Raw genomic sequence first — 21,262 nt, forward strand, 5'->3', positions numbered from 1 at the left:
AAAGTATTGTATGCAGTGTTAATTAATTATCTTTATACCATAATTACTATCATCACATACTAAGTACGGATCATCTCTGATCCATCCTATCAAAGGGCGAATGCCGTCATTGCGGCAGGTATGTCGCTTTGCCCAAATTCAAGCAATTATATTATCCCGGCGGGTAAAACCTGCCACAACAACACAATGTGATGGAACAAACATCCAATAAAAACATAATAGTCGGTTTTTACCGGCAAGTAGTACGCGAGCGCAAAAGTGAGCTGATACCCCAATATGTTCGGGAAGACTATATACAACACAGCCCCATGGGTAAAGATGGCCGGCAAGGCCTTTTTGAAATGGTGGAATTTTAAAAACACTGCCGCCAGTAGCAGAAACAGACAAGTCGCCTATAGAACATCTTATAGAAAACGGCAACCTTGTTGTAGCGCACCTTGACCTGCACTTTATGGGGAAAGATATAAGGGTAATTGAAGTGTTCCGTATGCAGGATGGGAAAGCGGCAGAGCATTGGGATGTGACCGAGGAACAAACAGCGATACCAAGCCCTTTATAAAAGTTGAGCAGAATGTTGTTGTTGACGACACGAAGCTTTTCTTAACCCGGCTTTACGCTAACCACGCAGTGACCATTCATCGTATAATATCAGAAGGAAATCTTACAGCAATTCATGCCGAAGCGAAAGATGGCGAGCGATCAATAGCCTTATTTGATATTTTTAAGTTTGAGGGGAGAAAACTTACGGGGCATTGGGGTGCCAAGCAACCTGTGCCCGAGAAGATGATGCATGAAAATGGGATGTTTTGATAAACCTCCCGTCTTGCTGAACTTGTTTCAGCATCCCAAAGGACAGGAACGCGCGCTTAGCGTGTGAGGTGCCGAAACAAGTTCGGCATGACAAATGTGTAAAAGAAAAGCGCTCCACCATGGTGGAGCGCTTTTAATATCTGTGCAATTAGAAATTAATCCGTGTAATCAATCAAAAAAATTAAACCGAGAAACTCTCGCCGCAACCGCAGGTACGGCTTGCGTTAGGATTGTTAAAGGCAAAACCTTTACCATTTAATCCGTCGCTAAAATCAAGCTCGGTTCCAGCCAGGTATAAAAAAGATTTCATATCCAAAGCCATACGTATGCCGCGGTCTTCAAAAAACTGGTCGCCCTTTTTTTCTTCGTTATCAAAATCAAGGTTATACGATAACCCCGAGCAACCCCCGCCCTGAACAGATACCCTCAGAAAATACGAAGCATCAAGCTCCGAATCGTGCATCAGGTTATCTATTTTTTCCTTTGCTTTATCAGTTATAGTTACCATTTTGGAGATTTGAGATTTGAGATCTGAGATTTGAGACAACAGCCACACATCACACCCAAACCAGGTAATAATTAAAATCAGATATAAGTCTCACGTCTCATATCTAACGTCTCACATCTAATTTATTAATGGTGTGATTTTTCAAGCTCTAAAGCTTCCATACCGTTTTTAACGCGGTAATCATTAATGGCTGCTTTAATAGCATCCTCTGCTAAAACAGAGCAGTGAATTTTTACCGGTGGTAATGCCAGCTCTTCAACAATATCCATGTTGTCAATTTTCATAGCATCGTCAATGGTTTTGCCTTTTAGCCACTCTGTAGCTAATGATGATGAAGCGATTGCCGAACCGCAGCCAAAAGTTTTAAACTTAGCGTCGGTAATTACGTTGTCTTCGCCAACTTCTATTTGCAGGCGCATTACGTCGCCGCACTCAGGTGCACCAACAAGGCCGGTACCTACTTTATGACTGCTTTTGTCTAAAGTACCAACGTTGCGCGGGTTGGTATAATGATCGATTACTTTATCTGAATATGCCATTTTCTTTTTAATTATTGAATTAGTGATTGAGTGAATTAGTGATTCTTCTCAAATCACTCGTTTTTATATTTTTAACAAGCATCTGCACATTCGCACATCTGCATATTTACAAATCCTCTTAGTGTTCTGCCCACTCAATTGAGTCAAGGTCTATGCCTTCTTTAAACATTTCCCAAAGTGGCGACATGTTGCGCAAGTTGGTAACCGCTGTTTTGGTTACTTCAATTGCGTAATCAACTTCCTCTTCGGTAGTAAATCTGCCTAAGCCAAAACGTATCGAAGAGTGTGCCAGATCGTCTGAAAGACCTAAGCTTTTCAATACATAAGATGGCTCTAATGATGCTGATGTACACGCAGAACCTGATGATACCGCAAGATCTTTCATAGCCATCATTAAACCTTCGCCTTCAACATATTTAAAGCTGATGTTAGCTACGTGCGGTAAGCGATGATCAACGTTGCCGTTTACATAGCTTTCTTCTAACACGCTTACGCCCGCCTGTAATTTATCGCGCAGGGCTGATAAACGTGCCGCTTCGCTTTCCATTTCAAGTAAGCAAAGTTCGCAGGCTTTACCTAAACCAACAATACCCGGTACGTTTAAGGTGCCAGAGCGCATACCGCGTTCGTGGCCGCCACCGTCCATTTGCGCAGTAACTTTAACACGTGGTCCTTTACGGCGTACGTATAAAGCGCCAACGCCCTTAGGTCCGTAAAATTTATGTGCCGATAAAGCCAAAAGGTCAATACCGTCGCGGTTAACGTCAACCGGTATTTTACCAACAGCTTGTACAGCGTCAGTCATAAACAAAGCGCCATGTTTGTGGGCAATGTCTGATATTTGTTTTACAGGTTGTATCACACCAATCTCGTTGTTACCATACATTACCGATACCAGGATGGTTTCGGGCGTCATGGCAGCCTCTAACAAAGCAAGGTCAACTAAGCCGTCTTCTTTAACCGGCAGGTAAGTTACTTTGCCACCTAATTTTTCAACGTGTTTGCAGGCATCTAATACTGCTTTATGCTCGGTAACCGTTGTTATAATGTGGTTGCCTTTTTCTTTATACATTTCAAAAACGCCCTTAATAGCCAGGTTATCCGACTCGGTAGCGCCCGAAGTAAAAATGATCTCTTTTTCGCTTGCACCTATTAATTTTGCTACCTGCTCGCGCGCATAGTCAACGGCCTCTTCGGCCACCCATCCAAAATGGTGGTTGCGGCTGGCTGCATTACCAAACTTATTGGTAAAATAAGGCAGCATAGCTTCAAGCACCCGTGGGTCCATTGGGGTAGTAGCATTGTTGTCAAGGTATATTGGCAATTCCATAATTGTACTGTATATTATATTACACAAAGATATTAAACTTTTATTTAAAATCATTCTATGCAACTGCACTAAGCTAATAATTTACAATATTTGGACATGAACAAAATAGAGCATATAGGTATAGCCGTTAAGGATATGGCCTCGTCTGTTGTTTTATACCAGAAGCTGCTAAATACCGTTGTGTACAAAACCGAAACTGTACTAACAGAGCAGGTAACCACAGCCTTTTTGCAAAGCGGCCCCAATAAAATTGAACTGTTGGAAGCCCTTTCAGCAGATAGCCCAATAGCCAAATTTTTAGAGAAAAAAGGAGAGGGCATACACCACATAGCCTTTGAGGTGAATGATATAGTTGCCGAAATGGCAAGATTACAAAGTGAAGGTTTTGTTTTGTTAAGTGATGACCCCAAGCCGGGTGCCGATAATAAACTGGTTTGTTTTGTGCACCCGAAGAGTGCGGGTGGGGTGTTGGTGGAGTTGGTACAGAGTATTTAGTTAGCAGTGGGCAGTTTTTAGTTGGCAGTTTTATGAACGATGATTTTTATGGATTTGAGGACTATAGAGAATGTCGATCAAGATATAAACGGTTGGTTTGTGAGAGTTGTGGTTATTTATTGAACATACATGAAAAATAATCAATTATATAAGTCAACCATTATACTGTCTTTTTGCCTCATGCTTTTGTTCTTACAAGGCTGCCATCCTTTGTTTTGTATGTGGGATATGGGTTTCAAAGAAGTAAAAGATGTTAAAGAGCGCGAGTTGATTGGCAGTTATAACCTGACCGATTATTCTAAAAAGGTAATGAAATATGAGGGTAACTACTCAAGAATTTCAAATAGCACTATCAATTTGAAGGATGATAAGACCTGTGAAATTGTAAATGCCCCTGATTGGCTAACGGACGATTTTGGAGAACCTAACGGTCAATATATTACTAAAGCTGGAAAATGAGGTTTAACTTGTGATAAAGGCGTTTGTATTATGGAGATCGATGGATTACAAACAGGTAATTTGATTTTCAAAAAATCAAATATATTGTACATTCTTTTAAGTGTTGGTGACCCTGATGGTTGCAGAGGGTTAGCCTATATGAAGAATCCATAATCCAAATTATTAACTTCCCCAACATATTCTCTTGTTGCGTTAGCGATAGCAGCGGATACCGGCCACGAGCCTAAGGCCTGCAGGCGTATGAGCGGATAGCGTGGGCCGCAGGTAACGCCATTATTTGTCTGAACTAAGATTCGTATGATTTTAGGATTATAGACCAACGTTTAAAATCCTGAAATCTTTTAATCCTATTAATCCTGGTTCAGACAATGCGTTAGCGATAGAAGCTTTATGATTATTGACTTTTGAAATAAAACACACTATCTTTGGATAAAGAGGAGGAAACGATGATTATCACACGCGATAATGACAATATAATTATCAAAGCAAACCAATCAATAAATATGACAGCGGTTCAGCAGCTGATTGATTATATTAACGTTTTGGAGATCGCTTCTCAAAAAAAAGGATCAGAGGAAGAAGCAGCTACGCTTGCCGAAGAAGTTGATAAAAAATGGTGGGCAAATAATAAGCACCGTTTTCTTAAATGATTATTATTGTTGATAGTAATATTCTTTTTAGTGTTTGCATTGCCACAGAGAAAAAGAATAAGCTTTCCGAAATATTTTTCAGAGCATTTCCTGATGTACAGCGTATAAGTTGCCATTATGCGGTTGATGAACTTACCCAACACCGTGAGAAACTTATTAAAGCTTCCAAGCTTCCGGCCGATAAATTAGACGCCCTGCTTTTTGAAACGCTGAAACACGTGACGTTTTATGATGAAAGCACGATTAGTCCGAAGTATTGGGAGCAAGCTGACCAGCTTACAAAAGATGTTGATAGTAAAGATATTGCTTTTGTAGCACTGGCATTACAGACGGGCGGCATATTATGGACGGGTGACAAAAAACTTTCAAATCATATTAAAACTATGGGGTTTGAACGCGTAGTGAGTACTGCAGAACTTGCATTGTTGCTTAATATAGAATATTAAATTCATAGCGCGGGCCGCAGGTAACGCCATATTGTCTTATAAATTTACTCGCGTTTTTCTCGATTACCTTGTAGGTTCATTAGATAATCTTTATCAAATATTTGATTAAAAAGATTTTCAAATGTCAAAAAAATCACTACATTTGCACCTCTTTTATAAGAAGTAAAGCAATGAAGAAAGATCTGCATCCATCAAATTATAGATTAGTTGTATTTAAAGATATGTCTAACGACTACTCTTTTGTAACTAAATCTTGCATCGATACCCGCGAAACAGTAAAGTGGGAAGACGGTAACGAATATCCATTAGTAAAACTCGAAATTTCGCATACTTCGCACCCGTTCTACACCGGTAAAATGAAACTGGTTGATACAGCTGGTCGTATCGATAAATTCCGTACACGTTACGCTAAAAAGTAATAGCGGTATAAATTATTTGAAAGTCCCTGGCCTTTGCTTCGGGACTTTTTTTATTTTTGTTGCATGGCAATTATCCTGTTTGACGATAACTCGCATCAAACTTTATTACCTTTAACATATACCCGCCCTGTTGCCGACCTCCGGATAGGCATACTTACTATTGCCGAAAAATGGGCCAAATACTTCAATTTAACATATTCTTTTAGCACCGCTGATTACCTTCAAAACAAATTTCCGGTCCAAATTGAGGAAAGTAATTTGTTTATCAATGGTTCGGTTTGTCCGGATAAGGAACTTTACGAAGCCATTCTAACGCTGCATGGTTCCGAAGCATTGGTTAAAGATGGTTTGTTTATTGCCGTTAAACTAAACCAATGGGATGCAAAAGAATTTGACGACAACAATTTATCTGCATATAAAAAAGTTGATTATACAGGCGAGCCGGTAACCATAAAATACTCCGAAGACATTTTTAAAAAGAATGACGTTGAGCTGCGCAAGGATTTTGAGCTGCTAACTGCAGGTCGGATCAGCGCAACTATATCGTCAACCAACGTTATTATTGGCAATGATTTTTTTGCCGAGGATGGCGCGGTGGCCGAATGCTCTACTTTTAACACCACTAACGGCCCCATTTACTTAGGTAAACATACCGAGGTTTGGGAGGGTACCCATATCCGCGGCGCTTTTGCTTTGTGCGAGCATTCGCAGGTAAAAATGGGTGGAAAAATTTATGGCGCTACAACCATTGGGCCTTACTCAAGGGTAGGGGGCGAGATCAGCAATGCGGTTATCTGGGGTTATTCATCTAAAGGGCACGACGGCTTTTTAGGTAATTCTGTAATGGGCGAGTGGTGCAACATTGGCGCCGATAGCAACAACTCTAACCTTAAAAATAATTACGGCGATGTAAAACTGTGGGATTACCCATCAAAGCATTTCCGTAAAACAGGTTTACAGTTTTGCGGCCTGATAATGGGCGATCATTCTAAATGTGGTATTAACACCATGTTTAACACCGGTACTGTGGTAGGGGTGAGTGCCAACATATTCGGATCGGGTATGCCGCTTAATTTTGTACCTGATTTTGCCTGGGGTGGCGGAACAGATTTTGGCACCTACTCCCTCAAAAAAATGTTTGAAACCGCCGAGCGTGTGTACACCCGCCGCGACCGTCTTTTTGACGATACAGAGAAAAGCATCCTGGAGAAGGTTTTTGAACTGACGCAGGAGTATAGAGAGATATTTTAATTTATAGTGAGTGGTTGATTGAGTTAAGCGGTGAGTGGTGGTAAGAAAAACTAACTGATCAACCCAATAAACTCAATCAACCTAATAAACCAAAAAAGATGAGAAAAAAAATAGTAGCCGGTAACTGGAAAATGAATATGGATTACAACGAGGGTTTGTCCTTGTTTTCTGAAGTGATCAATATGGTTAAAGACGAAGCTACCGGCAGCCAGCAGGTGGTGGTATGCAGTCCGTTTATTCATTTACACAGCCTGGCGCAGCTGGCTAAAGGTTATGCTAATATAGCGGTAGGTGCACAAAACGCGCATCAAAATGAGTCGGGTGCGTTTACCGGCGAAACTTCTGCTAAAATGGTAAAATCTGTAGGTGCTGAATATGTTATTTTAGGGCACTCAGAGCGCCGCCAGTATTTTGGCGAAAGCAATGAACTGCTGGCTAAAAAAACAGATACTGCCTTAGCTAATGATCTTAAACCCATCTTCTGTATTGGCGAAACCTTGAAGGAGCGCGAAGCTAACCAGCATTTTGATATTATAAAAAGCCAGTTGGTTGAAGGTGTTTTCCATTTAGATGAAACGGCTTTTGCTAAAATAGTTATCGCTTACGAGCCCGTTTGGGCCATAGGTACAGGCGTTACCGCATCATCTGCACAGGCGCAGGAGATCCATGCTTTTATCCGCAAAGAAATTGCTGCAAAATATAGCCAGGCTCTGGCTGATGCTACTACCATTTTATACGGAGGCAGCTGCAATCCTAAAAACGCGGCCGAGCTGTTCGCACAGCCTGATATTGATGGCGGTTTAATAGGCGGCGCATCACTAAAATCGCGCAATTTTACGGATATAGTAAAGGCTTTCAACTAATAAAGATTAGCATTTGAAGATTAAAGATTGGTTACAAAGCAAACAAAAGCCAATCTTTGATCTTTAATATCCAATCTTTTATCCTGCCAATGAAAACCGTTTTAAAGCTGCTCCTTCCTACACTTATCCCGTACCTTATATTCGCGAGGTATACCGCTTTGGATGAAGCGCATAAAGACATTGCAGGGCAATTAACAGAAATATCCCTCGCCAGCCTGATGTATTATTTCAGGTACGCATCTCCCTATTTATACGTTATACTTTTTTTAACGCAATACGTTGTTGTCCTCCCTATTTGGGACAGGTTAAATGCCAGATTGTTTCGTGCAGCCTTTATCACGCTGCTGTGGGTGGTATCGGCAAGTTTGGTGTTGGCTGTAGGTGTTAGCTATGCTATTTGGGATAAGGCTTTAGGCACAGACAGTTTATACCGTTCAATAGGGGCGCTGTTTGGTGTGCAGGGAATGTACTGGCTTATCAATGTTGCGTTGTTATTTATTATAGACCTTATCATAAAAAAAACACAAGCGAAGAAAGAAAAAGAAGCATGAATTATTACGAAATATCTTTTACTGTTGAGGACGATGAAGGCTTTCGCCGCGACCTGTTGATCCACGCTTTAGGCGAAATAGGTTTTGACACTTTTGAAGAAAATGAAGAGGGCTTTAACGCCTATATACCTGCCGATACCTTTAACGAGGAAATGCTTACCGCAACGCTTAATCCTTTTTTTGAGCAGTTTCCGTTTAGCCATAAAGACAATTTAATTGAGCAAAAAAACTGGAACGAGGTATGGGAAAGTAACTTTGAGCCATTGGTTATCGGCGACCAAATATCTGTGCGCGCCACTTTTCATGAGGCCAGGCCGGATGTGAAATACGAGATAGTTATAGACCCTAAAATGGCGTTCGGTACCGGGCATCATCAAACTACATCAATGATATTGCAATTGATGTTGGATGAAGACTTCACCCATAAAAAAGTGTTGGATATGGGCTGCGGTACCGGTATTTTAGCTATAATGGCTGCCAAACTAAATGCAGGTGATATTACAGCCATTGATTATGATCCCGTTTGTTATGAGAGTGCTATAGAGAATGCGCAATTGAATGGCATAGCAAATATTAAGGCGCTATGCGGATCAAAGGAAGCCATTCCTGCGGAGCAATTTGATGTTATATTGGCCAACATTAACCGTAACATCCTGTTAGATCAAATGGATAAATATGCTGAGGTATTAAAACCGAATAGCACCATATTTTTCAGTGGTTTTTATGAAACACCCGATCTGGATATTATAACGCAGGCTGCCAACCAATGTGGTTTAAGCTATATAGCACACAAAAAAGATAAAGACTGGGTGGCGGCAAAATTTATAAAACTCAGCTAAAAATAATAGGGTATGAGGATACATTTTATAGCTATAGGCGGTGCGGCAATGCATAATCTTGCCATCGCGCTGCATAAAAAGGGATTTGAGGTAAGCGGATCAGACGATGTGTTGTTTGAGCCTTCCGTTTCTCGCCTAAAAAAACATGGCATATTACCTGCCGAAAACGGCTGGTATCCTGAAAAGATAACAATCCAATTGGACGCTGTTATTTTAGGTATGCACGCGCGGATAGATAACCCCGAGCTGCTTAAAGCACAGGAATTAGGTTTAAAAGTATACTCGTACCCCGAGTATGTATACGAGCAATCAAAAGATAAGCAGCGGATTGTTATCGGCGGTAGCCATGGCAAAACTACCATTACATCCATGATCTTGCATGCCTTACAGGCGGCCGGTAAAGATTTTGATTACCTGGTTGGGGCGCAAATGGAAGGTTTTGACACCATGGTGAAGCTCACGGCAAAAGCGCCGGTTATGGTTATTGAGGGCGATGAGTATCTGGCCTCGCCAATTGACAGGCGACCAAAATTTCATCTTTACAAGGCTAACGTTGGCATTATAAGCGGCATTGCCTGGGACCATATTAACGTGTTCCCAACTTTTCAGAGCTATATTGATCAGTTTAAAATATTTATTGATACCATACAACCCGGTGGCAGGTTGATATACAGTGAAGATGACGAGGTTTTAAATAAGGTTGTAACGGAAAGCGCGGCACCCGTTGATAAGCTGCCTTATACCTTGCCTGAATATGTTATTGAAGACGGCATCACCACCATCTTATCCGAAGGAAAAAAATACCCTTTACAGGTTTTTGGCGAGCATAACCTGTTAAATATGCAGGCAGCACGTTTGGCTTGCGAAAGTCAGGGTATTTCATCGGCCGATTTTTACAGTTATATAACCACCTTTAAAGGCGCAGCGCGACGGTTGGAGCTGGTGGGCAAGAATGATACCGCCAGTTTATTTAAAGATTTCGCGCATTCGCCGTCCAAGCTTTCTGCCACAATTAAGGCTGTTAAAACACAGTTTCCGCAACGCAAACTAATAGCTTGTATTGAACTGCACACTTTTAGCAGCCTGAACAAAGATTTTTTAGCGGAATATGCCGGCACAATGGACGAAGCCGACGAAGCAATTGTCTTTATAGATAACAAAACTTTCGAGCAAAAGAAAATGGAGCCCTATCCGGCAGAGATTGTTGAGAAAGCTTTTGCAAGAAATATTATATTTTTTAACCAACCGGCAGCTTTAAAAACCTACCTGGAAAGTATTGAAGTGCTGAATGCCAATTTGTTAATGATGAGTTCAGGAAATTTCGGGGGATTGGATTTAATTGAACTAAAAAATAAAATATTATAATTAGTGTTTGGATTTCAAAAAAAATAGTAACTTTATTAACTATTGAGAAACCCTTACCACTATTTGAGCTGAAATGAAATCATTAGGAAAAAAAATCAGGTTATTGCGTCATCAAAAAGGATGGAGCCAGGAAGATGTTGCAAAAAGGCTTGACATATCTATTCCTGCTTTTTCCAAGATAGAAACCGGAATAACAGATATTAACCTGTCTCGCCTTGAGCAGATCTCTACATTGTTTGACATGTCTGTTGTGCAGCTGCTTACCTTTAACGACCACGAGCAAGAGCAAAAATTTGTGAATGAGCTTGAGGTGGTAAACAAAAAGTTAACCGATAGAGAGATAGAGATAATTGACTTGCAAAAGAAAGTTATTGAACTTTTTGAAGAGCTGCGCCATAATAAAGCAACTGCTTAACTGCTAACCCATTGTGTTTAAAATATACAACGCATTGTAAGATGTTTGTTGGCAAATGTAGCACCCATTGAGTGGTGAAGCGCCAGCATTTTCTCATTGAAGTCTCCTACCCACGATAGTTCCAGCGTATCATACTGATCAAGCGGTAAAACATAATCGCCTAATGTGATAAACAGCGCCGACTCGATGCCGTGATTTTGAAACTTTTTCTTGGTGCCCATTACAATGGCGCGCATACGGTTAACACCCTTCCATCTGCGATAAGCAAATATCAATTTACCTATAAGGTTTAGCTTACCTTTTAAGGGTTTTATCATCTGGTTGGCATCAGGCAAAACAATGTTAAATGCTGCCGGTTCGCCGTTTACATAGGCAAACCATATTAGCTTTTCATCTAAAATGGGTTTCATTTTATTAAAGCTTTCTAATATGGTGCCATGGTTTATGGGTACAAAGTTTTCAAAATCGCTCCAGGCGTCATTATAAATTTCAACAAAGTCTGCAGCAAATTTTTCTATCTGTTTAACCTTTAAGTGCTTAAACTCATAGCCCGGCTTTTGCGATACCCAGCGTGCAATTTTTTCAAAACGCGCCGGGAACGGAACACGCGGAGATAGCTGGTTGGTTATCTGTTCGTAAAGTGTTTTAAAACCATAACTTTCAAAAAGGGCAAGGTAGTAGGGCAGGTGGTAGTTCATGCCGTATGATGGTGGATTAAAACCATCAACCAGCAAGCCCCAAAAGGTATCATTTTCGCCAAAGTTAATAGGGCCGTCCATAGCTTGCATGCCATTTTGCTGCAACCAGCTTTTCGCGGTATCAAATAACAGGTTGGCTGCGGCCTGGTTATTTATGCATTCAAAAAAGCCAATGCCACCCGTTGGCTGCTCATAGTTAAATGCTTTTTTATTATTAATGAAAGCAGCAATGCGGCCAATAAGTTGCCCCGCGTCATCTTTTAGTATCCATCTTACACACTTCCCAAATTGGTGGAAATTATTTTTTTTAGGATCAAATACCGCCTCAACATCATTGTCAAGGGGGCAAACCCAGTTCTCATCATTTTTATAAATAGCGCGCGCCACATCTAAAAACGCCTTTTTGGTTTTGCTGTCTGTTACTTCTAAAACTGTCATTCAATATTTAAAACCGTCTGAATATAAAAAAAGCATCCGAAGGCATTAAACCTGCGAATGCTTTTAAATCTCTATTTATAATTTATTACTTAAAAGTCGTCGTCATCCTCGTCGCCGAAATCTTCAAAGGCAAGGTCGTCTAACGGGCCGTCAAAATCGTCCTCATCTTCAACTACTTTTCCTTTTGTGCCCGTCTCTAACGAATCATCATCGTCATCATCTTCCTCTGTGCTTTTAGGAATGTTTTTGTCTGCAATTTTTTTTGGCGCTCCCATGTGCGTTGAATTTTTTGTGTATAGTTTTAGTACTGGTTATAGTGTGGTGTTATTATTAGTAAAAATAATTAAAAATCATTTTTAAAGAAAAACAAATACAAATTATTCTACCTGCTCGCCAATAATTGATGAATTGTCTGCAAGTTCCTTTAAATGAGGTAATTCGTTTATACTGTTTATGCCAAAGTAATCCATAAACTGCCCGCTTGTGCTGTAAAGAAGCGGTTTACCTACCGTATCAGATTTGCCCGCAATGCTTATCAGTTCCTTTTCCAGCAGTTTTTGTATGGAGTAATCGCAATTAACCCCCCGTATCTGTTCAATCTCTGTTTTGGTTACCGGCTGCTTGTAAGCAACTACCGCCAGGGTCTCTAAAGCGGCCTGGCTCAGTTTCTTTTTAGCCCGCTGTAACTGCAACAAATTTATTATCGGGTGATATGTTTTTTTTGTCAGAAACTGGTATCCGTTATTAATATTTACCAGTTCAATAGCCGTGTTATTTTCTTTGTATTTAAGCTCAATGCTGTTAATATAGCCGCTCACTTCCTCGGTAGTATAGTCGCGTTCAAATACTGTTTGCAGGCAATACATTATCTCTTCAATACGTATGCTTTGTTCTGATGCGAAGATCAAGGCTTCAATATAAAGTTCCGGCTGCTCCATTGTCCTAAATTACTAATCTTTCTGCCCACTTCAAACTATATGAAAATGATGGTTTTTACTTTTCGGGAAATATAATTTACTCCATTTTGGAGTGGCTTATACTTGAAAGAAAGATTTTATTCCATAAAGAAGTATCAAATACTTGCCCGCGCAAAACCGTAGTATGAAAATTGCGTAGATAATGTAAACAAACCTACCAGTATTTAATAATAAAGTAACATCATTATGAAAACAGAAACACTATTCGAAAAAGATGGCGCCAGCCTTGGGCGGCGGTCGTTTTTGCGTTACGCAGGTGCAGGCCTTGCCGGGGTTGGCATTTTAGCAGCGGGCGCTTGTAAAAAAGATGAGGGCGGAGTTGTAGGCGGCGGCAACGTTGGCATTGACTTAGGCGCACAAGGCGATTTTGCCATACTTAACTACGCTTATGCCTTAGAGCAATTAGAAGCAGCATTTTACACCCAGGTTACTGCCAATATGTATACCGGCGCATCTGCTGATGAGATAGCTTTATTTACAGACATCCGCGACCATGAGCTGGCTCACCGCGAATTTTTTAAAGCAGCTTTAGGCAGCAACGCCATACAGGCACTTACGCCTGATTTTACTGCTGTAAATTTTAGCAACAAAGCAAGCGTATTAGCTACTGCACAGGCTTTTGAAGATTTGGGCGTATCTGCATATAATGGTGCAGGCTTTATGATAAAAGATGCTGCTTATTTAACTATAGCGGGTAAAATTGTTTCTGTTGAAGCAAGGCACGCGGCTTATATACGCAATTTGGTTAACCCGGGCAGCTTTGCAGATGCCACCATTCTTGATGGTTTCGGGATGGATAAACCTAAAACAATCCCTATGGTATTAGCAACTGCCAACACCTTTTTGAAAACTAAGGTGAATGCTTACGCTTATGGTTACACCGCTTAAAACATAACGATCATGAATTTATTGAACATAATTGAAGAAATAGAAAACGTTGATCCGGAGTTTAAAGACAGGATCAGCCCACGCCGCGCAGCAATACGCAATATTACAAGCTTTGGCTCAAAAGTAGCCATAGCAGCTATGCCATTTGCGTTTGCCACTTTGTTTAAAAAAGCTTACGGTCAAACGGCTACTCCGTCTGTAGCTGATGTGCTTAACTATGCTTTAAAATTAGAGTACTTAGAAGCTGCGTTTTACAACACAGGTGCTGCATCAAGCCTTGCTTTTTCTGCAAGCGAAAAATCATACGTGCAAACCATTCAAGGTCACGAGAATGCACACGTTACCTTTTTGAAAAATGTTTTAGGTAGTGCCGCTGTTGCGCAATCAACCCAAGGTACAGCCGGTGTTTACGATTTTACAGCCGGTGGCACGTTCCCAACAGTTTTTACCAGCGTTGATACTTTCTTAGCGGTTGCACAAGCGTTAGAAGATACAGGCGTACGTGCTTATAAAGGACAGGCACCTAACTTACAAAAAGATGGTGTGGCACTTTCTGCAGCATTAAACATTCACTCGGTTGAAGCACGCCATGCGGCTGCTGTGCGCCAGTTGCGCAGAAGCCGTGGCGCTACCGGCACCAAACCTTGGATAACCGGCGCCAATGATACAGGCATATCTGCTGTAAATGCTAACTACGCAGGCGAGGATAACATAACACAAGGCCCTGTTACTATAACAAGTTTAGCAGGCGTAGGCGGTAACATTTCTATTAACGCTGCAACTGCCAGCTTTGACGAACCATTAACCATGGCACAAGTGCTGCCGTTGGTAACGCCTTTTGGGGTTAAATAAGCAAAAAGATCAGTTAATCTTAATTACAGCAATGCCCGGTATATCACCGGGCATTGCTGTTTTACAACATTCCCATAGCACTTTGTCACATTTATTTTTTGATGGCCAAACTGTTTGCTTCCTTTGGTAAACGGTCAGTCAAAATGAATAAGAAAATCATACGCTCAACAATAATTCACATGCTGGCATGGTGGGTTATATTGAATATCAATTTTGTTTTGCCTTACGTATACCGTGTACATCTGCATGGTAATTATCTATGGAAAGCCGATGGTACCGCTACCACAGCCTGGGAGTATTTCCTGCTTTTGAATTACTACCCAAGCAATGTATACTACCTTATATGCAAACTTTTTCTTTTTGTTCCGTTAGTGGAAATTACCTGGTGGTTTCTATTCAGGCGAAATTTGATGCGTTCCGCTATACTGTCTTGCTTTGCTATTGGTATTTTAATTGCAGTAATTCATCACATCCCCTGGAATCGGGACCGTTTTAATAATGAGCCGTTTTCAATAATACAAGCCACGCTGGTTTTTGCCTGTTATGCTTTAGCATATGGATTTGTGCGCAAAGCGTTGCATGAACGCGCGCTATCAAAAGAAATGAAACTTCAGCGCAGCGAGAATGAACTGAACGCGCTAAAATCGCAGTTAAACCCTCACTTCTTTTTTAACAGCCTTAACTATTTGTATGGTACAGCGCTTGATGAAAAAGCTGGTAAAACTGCCGAGATTGTTAACATGATATCCGAAATGATGCGGTATACCATTGCAGGCATGCGTAATAATTTTGTGCTTTTAACAGACGAACTAAAATTTGTAAACAATTACCTATCGTTACAACGTGCGCGTTTGCCCCAAAAAGATTCTATCAACATAAAAACCTATGTAACTGCATACAATGGTAACTACCAAATAGCGCCGCTTATACTCTTACCTTTTATAGAAAATGCTTTTAAATACGGTATTAGTATTGATCACCCCTGTTTTATTGATTTAACGATAGACATACGCGATGGATACCTCACCATGAGCATTAAAAACCGTATAATAACTGAACACGTTGACGTGGGAGGCAATAACACCGGTATTGTCAATACCCGCAAACGGCTTGAACTACTCTACGAAAATAACTATTCGCTTCGGCATGAAGACCCCGGCGAAATTTATAAAGTAGAGCTCTCTGTTAAACTTATTTAACCAATCAATATGAAAAATTTTAAAAGCATAGCTTATATGCTAAGCATTTGCTGTATCATTTACTTTCCAAAAGTAAATGCGCAAGCTACCAGTGCAACGTTGTTTATAACATCTGACGGGAGCAATCCACAATTACTTGTAGCAGTACCCGATAAATACGGTATTAGTACTGTTACCGATACAGTTAAATTGAATAGTGCCGAAAAGCTTAAATACATTGTTAAAATAAAAGCACCGCAAAGTGTTTACCTGCGGTACGGAAAATCAACTGTGCAACTGTGGGCGGTACCCGGCAATTCGCTTAATATTGACCTTAAGGCTAAGCCGGAATTTAGTGGCGACGCAGCAGTGTTTGCTAATTATTATGCAGATGATCGTGATTTTTGGAGAAAGATTGCGGCTGAGTACAACAAAAGAAATCCGGATTTTGAACGTGAATCTAAATTATTCAGCGGTAAATATTTCTTGGTACAGGATTCAATAACAAATGATAGGGTAAACTTTCTTAAAATTTATTTTTCAAAAATAAACCACGCTGAAAAACAGCGGTTTATTGAACAGCAAGCCAACGGTTTCCATTATATGGACCTTTATTATAAGATGACCTTTGAGGGATCTGACTTTGAAAAATTTAAATTCATTCAGAACAGATATAAGATCAATCGCCCGGATCATTATCAATATTCTGACGTCGCTGAATTTAACGATCCTAAACTTTTATCACTCAATTATTACCGCTCGTTCTATTGCACGCTGATACGGGATATGGCCCTCAAAAAAATAAAAGTAACCGGCGAAAAGTTTTCAGATAATAAATACCTTGATCTGTGCATGAATATTATTGACGAGCTAACAACAAATACTAAAGTTAGAGACGATTTTAAAGCTGTATTTTTAAATGATGTACTTGTCGATGTGAAGTATAGTAAAGATGCAAAGAGGGCTGCCGTTGTCAATGATCTTATCAAGGTGCTTTTACGTAATAACAACACGAATTTAAAAATTGTTAAAGCCAATATAGATAAGATAATTGCTGATGTCAGGTTTGCTAAAGGAGCTCAGGCTCCCGACTTTATTTTAAAAGATACAGCAGGCAAGGTATATACCCTGGACAATTTTAAAGGAAAAAAACTATATTTTGATATGAGTGCATCATGGTGCGGCCCCTGTATTGCAGCTATACCCGCCTGGAATAAGCTGGGTGCGCTGTATGGAAATAATGAAAATGTGGTATTTATTACAGTTTCTTTAGATGATAATGAAAGCGAATGGCGGGCGTTTATTAAAAAATATCCAATGAGGGGCTTACAGCTATACGCAGGAAAGGGCGGATTTAAAAATGAATTCGCCGGTGATTATGATATAAAGGCCATACCACATTATTTGTTGATAGACGAGAGCGGTAAAATAGCGGCGTATACTGCTCCAAACCCGGATAGTGATGAAATTTTAACTTTTTTAAAATAACGAAAACCTATAAATGATAAAGGCAATTGCTATTGACGATGAACCCATGGCGCTGAATATCATCCGCAATCATGCAGAACAAACCCCGCTTTTGGACCTTGTAGCTACTTTTTTAAGTGCAGCAGAGGCATTAACGTATATCAGGAGCAATCCGGTGCAGCTTATTTTTTTGGATATTAACATGCCCGATCTGTCGGGTCTTGAATTTGCGGGTTTGGTAAACCGGCGTGCGCAGATTGTATTTACAACTGCGCACCCGGAGCATGCTATAAAAGGTTTTGAGCTCGCCGCCACTGATTATTTGCTTAAACCCATTAATTTCGGGCGGTTTTTGCAAGCGTGTGAGTTAGCAGAAAAAAGATTGTCGGCCCCCGTTCAGCAGAGTGTTGTAAATGATAACAGCCTTTTTGTAAAAGATGGTTATGATTGGGTGCGAATAAATATTGACGCTTTGCTCTACGCCGAGGCAGAGGGTAATTACGTAACTATTGTTGAAGGGCAAAAGAGTACTTTAACGCGTACAACTCTCAGTAAACTGTTGCTTAAACTGCCGAAGGATGAATTTGTACAGGTACATAAATCATTCGTTGTTGCGGTTTCAAAAGTTGAGAAGGTTGAAAAACATCAATTGACTGTAGCAGGAAAAAAAATATCGGTATCAAGCTCGTACCGGGAAGCTTTTTTGCAGATTTTAAATAAAATTTAATAGTTAATAACCTGTTCTTCCAGTTCTGCAGGAGTTTCGCGCCATTCGTATTTTTGATTGCGCAGCTGCGGCTCAAAGCCTGCTTCGGCAATGGAGTTTTGAATGCCTTTAGCCGTAAAACGGTGGGGTGCGCCTGCGGCAGATACCACGTTCTCTTCTATCATTATAGAGCCAAAATCATTAGCACCTGAGTGTAAACACAATTGTGCAACCTGCTTGCCAACGGTTAACCACGATGCCTGGATGTTTTTTATGTTAGGCAGCATAATGCGGCTCAGGGCTATCATACGGATATATTCATCGCCCGATACATTATTAGTTATGCCGCGAACTTTACGCAGCAGCGTTCCGTCATCCTGAAACGGCCATGGGATGAAAGCAACAAACCCATAATGCCCTTCGGGCTTTTCGGCCTGTACCTCGCGGATCCAAACCAAATGCTCAAAACGCTCTTCAATGGTTTCAACATGCCCAAACATCATCGTTGCAGACGAGGGCAGATTAAGTTGATGGGCAGCACGCATAACATCCAGCCACTCCTTGCCACCGCATTTGCCTTTTGATATCAGGCGGCGCACCCGGTCGTTCAATATTTCTGCTCCCGCACCTGGTAATGAATCCAATCCTGCGGCTTTCATGGCGCTGAGCACATCAAAATGACTCATGTTCTCCAACTTGGCAACGTGCGCAATTTCAGGCGGACCTAACGAATGCAGTTTAAGCGAAGGATAAAGCTCTTTTAGCTGTTTAAACAGATCGGTATAAAACTGAAGACCCAGATCAGGGTGATGACCGCCTTGCAGCAACAGCTGGTCGCCCCCGTAACGGAAAGTCTCCTCTATTTTTTGTTTATACGTTTCAATATCGGTTATATAGCTATCCTCGTGCCCAGGTCGGCGAAAGAAGTTGCAGAACTTGCAATTGGCTATACAAACATTGGTGGTGTTAACATTCCGATCAATCTGCCAGGTAACCTTACCATGCGGCACCTTTTTTTTACGCAGCTCGTTAGCTACATAAGCCAGCTCGGCAGTAGGGGCGTTGTGGTAAAGATAAACGCCCTCCTCCATACTCAAAAAATCAAACCCGGCGGCGCGTTGTAACAGATCGGCTGTATTCATAGTACAAATATACATAGTGGCGGCTTAAAGCAGAAAGGTTAAAAGCGAAAGGTGTTGATGGGGTGACAATAGCGAATTTTTATAAAAAATCAGATTTTTGGGACAAAAAAACCCATTTTCACAACCCACTGAAAATGAATTTATTAAATATTGTTTACAGCTAAATTTCCTGACGAATAAGTAGTCTCACTTTGTCCCACACAAAAACTGCAAAGTGCTTGTTGCCAGCCGATTAATAAAAAATGTGTCCCACGATGTCCCGCTATGTCTCACTCCCACGTGGGACAAGCGAGACACATCCTTTACCTTCGGGTGATGAAAGCTGTTCGCTATTCACAAGTAATATTCACATCTTGCAGTTTAAGCAACAACCGCACAAAATGACAACCACAACCAAACCCGCGCCAACCCTTTGGGTAATCATCGCCTTTGCGCTGGTGTATGTGGTTTGGGGGTCCACTTACTTTTTTATCCAGGTTGCTATCCACGGTTTCCCGCCGTTTTTAATGGGTGCGGTGCGCTTTATTGTAGCAGGCGGGCTAATGCTGGCCTGGTGCGGCATAAAAGGTGATAAACTTTGGGTTAAAGGCGATGTTGCTACCGCCGCGGTAAGCGGCTGCCTTATGCTGGTTGGCGGCATGGGCATAGTTATCTGGGCAGAGCGCACCATCCCCAGCGCTATGGTGGCTATAATTGTATCCATCGGCCCTCTGTGGTTTGTGATATTGGATAAACCCAACTGGAGCAAGAACCTGCGCAGTGCAAGTACAGTTGGCGGTTTGGTAATAGGTTTCGCAGGCGTTTGTATGCTGTTCGGTGAAGCCATCCTACAATCACTCGATGGCAGCTTTACCCGCGAGCAATTGATTAGCCTGGGCTTGTTGATATTTGGTCCGGGCGCCTGGGCGTTAGGCGGTTTATACTCAAAAAAGCGACCGGGCAGTAGTCCGGCGCGTATAACTACCGCCTGGCAAATGCTTACGGCGGGCATAGTTTATCTGCCCATAAGCGCATTGCATAATGAGTTTGCCGGCTTTAATCCTTCCACAGTACCTACACAAGCCTGGCTGGCCATAGGCTTTTTAATCGTATTTGGATCTATCATAGCATTCACCGCATACGTTTGGCTGCTCTCGGTAAGGCCCGCTACACAGGTGAGCACCCATGCTTATGTTAACCCTGTAATAGCAGTCTTGCTGGGCGTTTGGGTGGGTAATGAAAACATTTCTGTGTGGCAATTGGTGGGTTTGGGTATCATACTTTTAAGTGTGTTGCTCATCAACTATAAGCAATACACCAAAAAGTAGTGTTTTATTCTATAGGGTTGTTTAATGATATATGTTATCTATTATCAATAATGTGTACATTAGTTACACCAATTAACTGATTATGATAATAGAAGACGCAAACCATTGGGTGAAGCATCTGCAGCTGCATGCTCATCCCGAGGGTGGCTTTTACAAGGAAGTTTACCGCTCGGCCAAACAGATTATGCGTAACCCACCAGGTGGCCTTAAAGCGGCTTGCACTTCAATTTATTACTTGATAAGCGAGGCTGATTTTTCAGGCTTTCACCGTATCGAATCTGATGAACTATGGTATTTCCATAAGGGCGGACCACTTCATATTCATGTTATTGACGTAAACGGCGGGCTTACAACACATGAACTTTCCGACCAAATAACCGGTGATCTGCAGATTGTGGTTGAGGCTGGACAATGGTTTGCGGCAGACTTGCCCAGTGGCGAAGGCTATGCATTGGTGAGTTGTGCGGTTGCGCCTGGGTTTGATTTTAGCGAGTTTAAAATGGCCAAAAAGGCCGATATGGTTCAACAATACCCACAGCACACGACGCTGATTAACAGGCTTTGCCGTTTGTAATATTCTTGTTATCAGTAATTTATTTAAACAATTGGGCAGGCGCTTATATTATATTTGTTATAAACCACCCCGAATCTAAAAAAGAACCCATTTAA

27 protein-coding genes are annotated in these 21,262 nt (G+C 41.2%); 20 read left to right on the forward strand and 7 right to left on the reverse strand.

The window, feature by feature from the left end; all coding sequences use genetic code 11:
- Positions 1–191: 191 nt before the first annotated feature.
- Together ACVW2L_RS00785 and ACVW2L_RS00790 are read left to right on the forward strand one after the other, a co-directional pair.
- Entirely contained in the window at positions 192–356 is a 165-nt protein-coding gene (locus ACVW2L_RS00785) for a hypothetical protein (RefSeq protein ID WP_457126041.1), read from the forward strand.
- A gap of 157 nt (positions 357–513) precedes the next feature.
- The gene (locus ACVW2L_RS00790) at positions 514–810 is read left to right on the forward strand and encodes a nuclear transport factor 2 family protein (protein ID WP_457126042.1); all 297 of its coding nucleotides are present in this window, start codon (positions 514–516) and stop codon (positions 808–810) included.
- 181 nt (positions 811–991) lie between these two features.
- Here ACVW2L_RS00790 and ACVW2L_RS00795 read toward each other — a convergent pair whose 3' ends face one another.
- The 3 genes from ACVW2L_RS00795 to ACVW2L_RS00805 form a co-directional block, all read right to left on the reverse strand.
- Entirely contained in the window at positions 992–1,318 is a 327-nt protein-coding gene (locus ACVW2L_RS00795) for a HesB/IscA family protein (protein ID WP_457126043.1), read from the reverse strand.
- A gap of 125 nt (positions 1,319–1,443) precedes the next feature.
- The gene (gene iscU / locus ACVW2L_RS00800) at positions 1,444–1,857 is read right to left on the reverse strand and encodes a Fe-S cluster assembly scaffold IscU (RefSeq protein WP_294795241.1); all 414 of its coding nucleotides are present in this window, start codon (positions 1,855–1,857) and stop codon (positions 1,444–1,446) included.
- Between the two features lie 118 nt (positions 1,858–1,975).
- On the reverse strand, positions 1,976–3,187 hold the full coding sequence (locus tag ACVW2L_RS00805; RefSeq protein WP_457126044.1) for an IscS subfamily cysteine desulfurase: 1,212 nt from the start codon (positions 3,185–3,187) through the stop codon (positions 1,976–1,978).
- 96 nt (positions 3,188–3,283) lie between these two features.
- Between ACVW2L_RS00805 and mce the strand changes: the two genes are divergently transcribed.
- The 11 genes from mce to ACVW2L_RS00860 all read left to right on the forward strand — a co-directional run bounded on the left by mce (position 3,284) and on the right by ACVW2L_RS00860 (position 10,940).
- Positions 3,284–3,682, forward strand: a complete 399-nt coding sequence (gene mce, locus ACVW2L_RS00810; RefSeq protein WP_457126045.1) for a methylmalonyl-CoA epimerase — start codon at positions 3,284–3,286, stop codon at positions 3,680–3,682.
- 129 nt (positions 3,683–3,811) lie between these two features.
- Positions 3,812–4,141: a hypothetical protein gene (locus ACVW2L_RS00815; protein ID WP_457126046.1), complete on the forward strand. Its 330-nt coding sequence runs from the start codon at positions 3,812–3,814 to the stop codon at positions 4,139–4,141.
- Positions 4,142–4,566: 425 nt separating this feature from the next.
- On the forward strand, positions 4,567–4,791 hold the full coding sequence (locus tag ACVW2L_RS00820) for a hypothetical protein (RefSeq protein WP_457126047.1): 225 nt from the start codon (positions 4,567–4,569) through the stop codon (positions 4,789–4,791).
- Positions 4,788–5,237 (forward strand): PIN domain-containing protein, encoded by a 450-nt coding sequence (locus ACVW2L_RS00825; protein WP_457126048.1) that lies wholly within the window; start codon positions 4,788–4,790, stop codon positions 5,235–5,237. The genes ACVW2L_RS00820 and ACVW2L_RS00825 overlap by 4 nt, the downstream gene beginning before the upstream one ends.
- A 170-nt stretch (positions 5,238–5,407) precedes the next feature.
- Positions 5,408–5,656, forward strand: a complete 249-nt coding sequence (locus ACVW2L_RS00830; protein ID WP_457126049.1) for a type B 50S ribosomal protein L31 — start codon at positions 5,408–5,410, stop codon at positions 5,654–5,656.
- Positions 5,657–5,719: 63 nt separating this feature from the next.
- Positions 5,720–6,907 carry a GlmU family protein gene (locus ACVW2L_RS00835; RefSeq protein ID WP_457126050.1) on the forward strand — a complete coding sequence of 396 codons (1,188 nt, stop codon included), beginning with the start codon at positions 5,720–5,722 and terminating at the stop codon, positions 6,905–6,907.
- Positions 6,908–7,005: 98 nt separating this feature from the next.
- A complete protein-coding gene (gene tpiA / locus ACVW2L_RS00840) occupies positions 7,006–7,770 on the forward strand; it encodes a triose-phosphate isomerase (protein WP_457126051.1) in 765 nt (254 codons plus the stop codon).
- Positions 7,771–7,859: 89 nt separating this feature from the next.
- Positions 7,860–8,321, forward strand: a complete 462-nt coding sequence (locus ACVW2L_RS00845) for a hypothetical protein (RefSeq protein WP_457126052.1) — start codon at positions 7,860–7,862, stop codon at positions 8,319–8,321.
- Positions 8,318–9,160: a 50S ribosomal protein L11 methyltransferase gene (gene prmA, locus ACVW2L_RS00850; RefSeq protein WP_457126053.1), complete on the forward strand. Its 843-nt coding sequence runs from the start codon at positions 8,318–8,320 to the stop codon at positions 9,158–9,160. The genes ACVW2L_RS00845 and prmA overlap by 4 nt, the downstream gene beginning before the upstream one ends.
- Before the next feature lie 12 nt (positions 9,161–9,172).
- Complete coding sequence (locus ACVW2L_RS00855; protein ID WP_457126054.1) at positions 9,173–10,525, forward strand: UDP-N-acetylmuramate--L-alanine ligase; 1,353 nt, start codon at positions 9,173–9,175, stop codon at positions 10,523–10,525.
- A gap of 73 nt (positions 10,526–10,598) precedes the next feature.
- Positions 10,599–10,940 (forward strand): helix-turn-helix domain-containing protein, encoded by a 342-nt coding sequence (locus tag ACVW2L_RS00860; RefSeq protein WP_457126055.1) that lies wholly within the window; start codon positions 10,599–10,601, stop codon positions 10,938–10,940.
- Between the two features lie 17 nt (positions 10,941–10,957).
- On the opposite strand, the gene ACVW2L_RS00865 is transcribed toward ACVW2L_RS00860, so the two are convergent.
- The 3 genes from ACVW2L_RS00865 to scpB all read right to left on the reverse strand — a co-directional run bounded on the left by ACVW2L_RS00865 (position 10,958) and on the right by scpB (position 13,014).
- Positions 10,958–12,076, reverse strand: coding sequence for a GNAT family N-acetyltransferase (locus ACVW2L_RS00865; RefSeq protein WP_457126056.1), 1,119 nt, complete (start codon positions 12,074–12,076; stop codon positions 10,958–10,960).
- A gap of 89 nt (positions 12,077–12,165) precedes the next feature.
- The gene (locus ACVW2L_RS00870) at positions 12,166–12,351 is read right to left on the reverse strand and encodes a hypothetical protein (RefSeq protein ID WP_457126057.1); all 186 of its coding nucleotides are present in this window, start codon (positions 12,349–12,351) and stop codon (positions 12,166–12,168) included.
- Positions 12,352–12,453: 102 nt separating this feature from the next.
- Entirely contained in the window at positions 12,454–13,014 is a 561-nt protein-coding gene (gene scpB, locus ACVW2L_RS00875; protein ID WP_457126058.1) for an SMC-Scp complex subunit ScpB, read from the reverse strand.
- 225 nt (positions 13,015–13,239) lie between these two features.
- On the opposite strand from scpB, the gene ACVW2L_RS00880 reads away from it, so the two are divergent.
- From ACVW2L_RS00880 to ACVW2L_RS00900, 5 genes are all read left to right on the forward strand, one after another.
- Entirely contained in the window at positions 13,240–13,941 is a 702-nt protein-coding gene (locus ACVW2L_RS00880; RefSeq protein ID WP_457126059.1) for a ferritin-like domain-containing protein, read from the forward strand.
- Positions 13,942–13,953: 12 nt separating this feature from the next.
- Complete coding sequence (locus tag ACVW2L_RS00885; protein ID WP_457126060.1) at positions 13,954–14,793, forward strand: ferritin-like domain-containing protein; 840 nt, start codon at positions 13,954–13,956, stop codon at positions 14,791–14,793.
- A 143-nt stretch (positions 14,794–14,936) separates the two neighbouring features.
- The gene (locus tag ACVW2L_RS00890; protein ID WP_457126061.1) at positions 14,937–15,992 is read left to right on the forward strand and encodes a sensor histidine kinase; all 1,056 of its coding nucleotides are present in this window, start codon (positions 14,937–14,939) and stop codon (positions 15,990–15,992) included.
- A gap of 9 nt (positions 15,993–16,001) precedes the next feature.
- Positions 16,002–17,459: a TlpA family protein disulfide reductase gene (locus ACVW2L_RS00895; protein WP_457126062.1), complete on the forward strand. Its 1,458-nt coding sequence runs from the start codon at positions 16,002–16,004 to the stop codon at positions 17,457–17,459.
- A gap of 13 nt (positions 17,460–17,472) precedes the next feature.
- Positions 17,473–18,165 carry a LytR/AlgR family response regulator transcription factor gene (locus tag ACVW2L_RS00900; protein WP_457126063.1) on the forward strand — a complete coding sequence of 231 codons (693 nt, stop codon included), beginning with the start codon at positions 17,473–17,475 and terminating at the stop codon, positions 18,163–18,165.
- Here ACVW2L_RS00900 and mqnC read toward each other — a convergent pair.
- Positions 18,162–19,286, reverse strand: a complete 1,125-nt coding sequence (gene mqnC / locus ACVW2L_RS00905) for a cyclic dehypoxanthinyl futalosine synthase (protein WP_457126064.1) — start codon at positions 19,284–19,286, stop codon at positions 18,162–18,164. The two genes, ACVW2L_RS00900 and mqnC, sit on opposite strands and share 4 nt — an antisense overlap.
- Positions 19,287–19,666: 380 nt before the next feature.
- Between mqnC and ACVW2L_RS00910 the strand changes: the two genes are divergently transcribed.
- Complete coding sequence (locus tag ACVW2L_RS00910; RefSeq protein ID WP_457126065.1) at positions 19,667–20,593, forward strand: EamA family transporter; 927 nt, start codon at positions 19,667–19,669, stop codon at positions 20,591–20,593.
- Positions 20,594–20,675: 82 nt separating this feature from the next.
- The gene (locus ACVW2L_RS00915) at positions 20,676–21,167 is read left to right on the forward strand and encodes a cupin domain-containing protein (protein ID WP_457126066.1); all 492 of its coding nucleotides are present in this window, start codon (positions 20,676–20,678) and stop codon (positions 21,165–21,167) included.
- The last annotated feature ends 95 nt before the right edge of the window (positions 21,168–21,262 follow it).

This window comes from Mucilaginibacter sp. HD30, from assembly GCF_054061755.1.

Bases quoted from the DNA above. Each gene is read 5' to 3' on its own strand.
- ACVW2L_RS00785 (WP_457126041.1), top strand. From the start codon at position 192: ATGGAACAAACATCCAATAAAAACATAATAGTCGGTTTTTACCGGCAA.
- ACVW2L_RS00795 (WP_457126043.1), bottom strand. From the start codon at position 1,318: ATGGTAACTATAACTGATAAAGCAAAGGAAAAAATAGATAACCTGATG.
- iscU (WP_294795241.1), bottom strand. From the start codon at position 1,857: ATGGCATATTCAGATAAAGTAATCGATCATTATACCAACCCGCGCAAC.
- ACVW2L_RS00805 (WP_457126044.1), bottom strand. From the start codon at position 3,187: ATGGAATTGCCAATATACCTTGACAACAATGCTACTACCCCAATGGAC.
- mce (WP_457126045.1), top strand. From the start codon at position 3,284: ATGAACAAAATAGAGCATATAGGTATAGCCGTTAAGGATATGGCCTCG.
- ACVW2L_RS00815 (WP_457126046.1), top strand. From the start codon at position 3,812: ATGAAAAATAATCAATTATATAAGTCAACCATTATACTGTCTTTTTGC.
- ACVW2L_RS00825 (WP_457126048.1), top strand. From the start codon at position 4,788: ATGATTATTATTGTTGATAGTAATATTCTTTTTAGTGTTTGCATTGCC.
- ACVW2L_RS00830 (WP_457126049.1), top strand. From the start codon at position 5,408: ATGAAGAAAGATCTGCATCCATCAAATTATAGATTAGTTGTATTTAAA.
- ACVW2L_RS00835 (WP_457126050.1), top strand. From the start codon at position 5,720: ATGGCAATTATCCTGTTTGACGATAACTCGCATCAAACTTTATTACCT.
- tpiA (WP_457126051.1), top strand. From the start codon at position 7,006: ATGAGAAAAAAAATAGTAGCCGGTAACTGGAAAATGAATATGGATTAC.
- ACVW2L_RS00845 (WP_457126052.1), top strand. From the start codon at position 7,860: ATGAAAACCGTTTTAAAGCTGCTCCTTCCTACACTTATCCCGTACCTT.
- prmA (WP_457126053.1), top strand. From the start codon at position 8,318: ATGAATTATTACGAAATATCTTTTACTGTTGAGGACGATGAAGGCTTT.
- ACVW2L_RS00855 (WP_457126054.1), top strand. From the start codon at position 9,173: ATGAGGATACATTTTATAGCTATAGGCGGTGCGGCAATGCATAATCTT.
- ACVW2L_RS00860 (WP_457126055.1), top strand. From the start codon at position 10,599: ATGAAATCATTAGGAAAAAAAATCAGGTTATTGCGTCATCAAAAAGGA.
- ACVW2L_RS00865 (WP_457126056.1), bottom strand. From the start codon at position 12,076: ATGACAGTTTTAGAAGTAACAGACAGCAAAACCAAAAAGGCGTTTTTA.
- ACVW2L_RS00870 (WP_457126057.1), bottom strand. From the start codon at position 12,351: ATGGGAGCGCCAAAAAAAATTGCAGACAAAAACATTCCTAAAAGCACA.
- scpB (WP_457126058.1), bottom strand. From the start codon at position 13,014: ATGGAGCAGCCGGAACTTTATATTGAAGCCTTGATCTTCGCATCAGAA.
- ACVW2L_RS00880 (WP_457126059.1), top strand. From the start codon at position 13,240: ATGAAAACAGAAACACTATTCGAAAAAGATGGCGCCAGCCTTGGGCGG.
- ACVW2L_RS00885 (WP_457126060.1), top strand. From the start codon at position 13,954: ATGAATTTATTGAACATAATTGAAGAAATAGAAAACGTTGATCCGGAG.
- ACVW2L_RS00890 (WP_457126061.1), top strand. From the start codon at position 14,937: ATGAATAAGAAAATCATACGCTCAACAATAATTCACATGCTGGCATGG.
- ACVW2L_RS00895 (WP_457126062.1), top strand. From the start codon at position 16,002: ATGAAAAATTTTAAAAGCATAGCTTATATGCTAAGCATTTGCTGTATC.
- ACVW2L_RS00900 (WP_457126063.1), top strand. From the start codon at position 17,473: ATGATAAAGGCAATTGCTATTGACGATGAACCCATGGCGCTGAATATC.
- mqnC (WP_457126064.1), bottom strand. From the start codon at position 19,286: ATGAATACAGCCGATCTGTTACAACGCGCCGCCGGGTTTGATTTTTTG.
- ACVW2L_RS00910 (WP_457126065.1), top strand. From the start codon at position 19,667: ATGACAACCACAACCAAACCCGCGCCAACCCTTTGGGTAATCATCGCC.
- ACVW2L_RS00915 (WP_457126066.1), top strand. From the start codon at position 20,676: ATGATAATAGAAGACGCAAACCATTGGGTGAAGCATCTGCAGCTGCAT.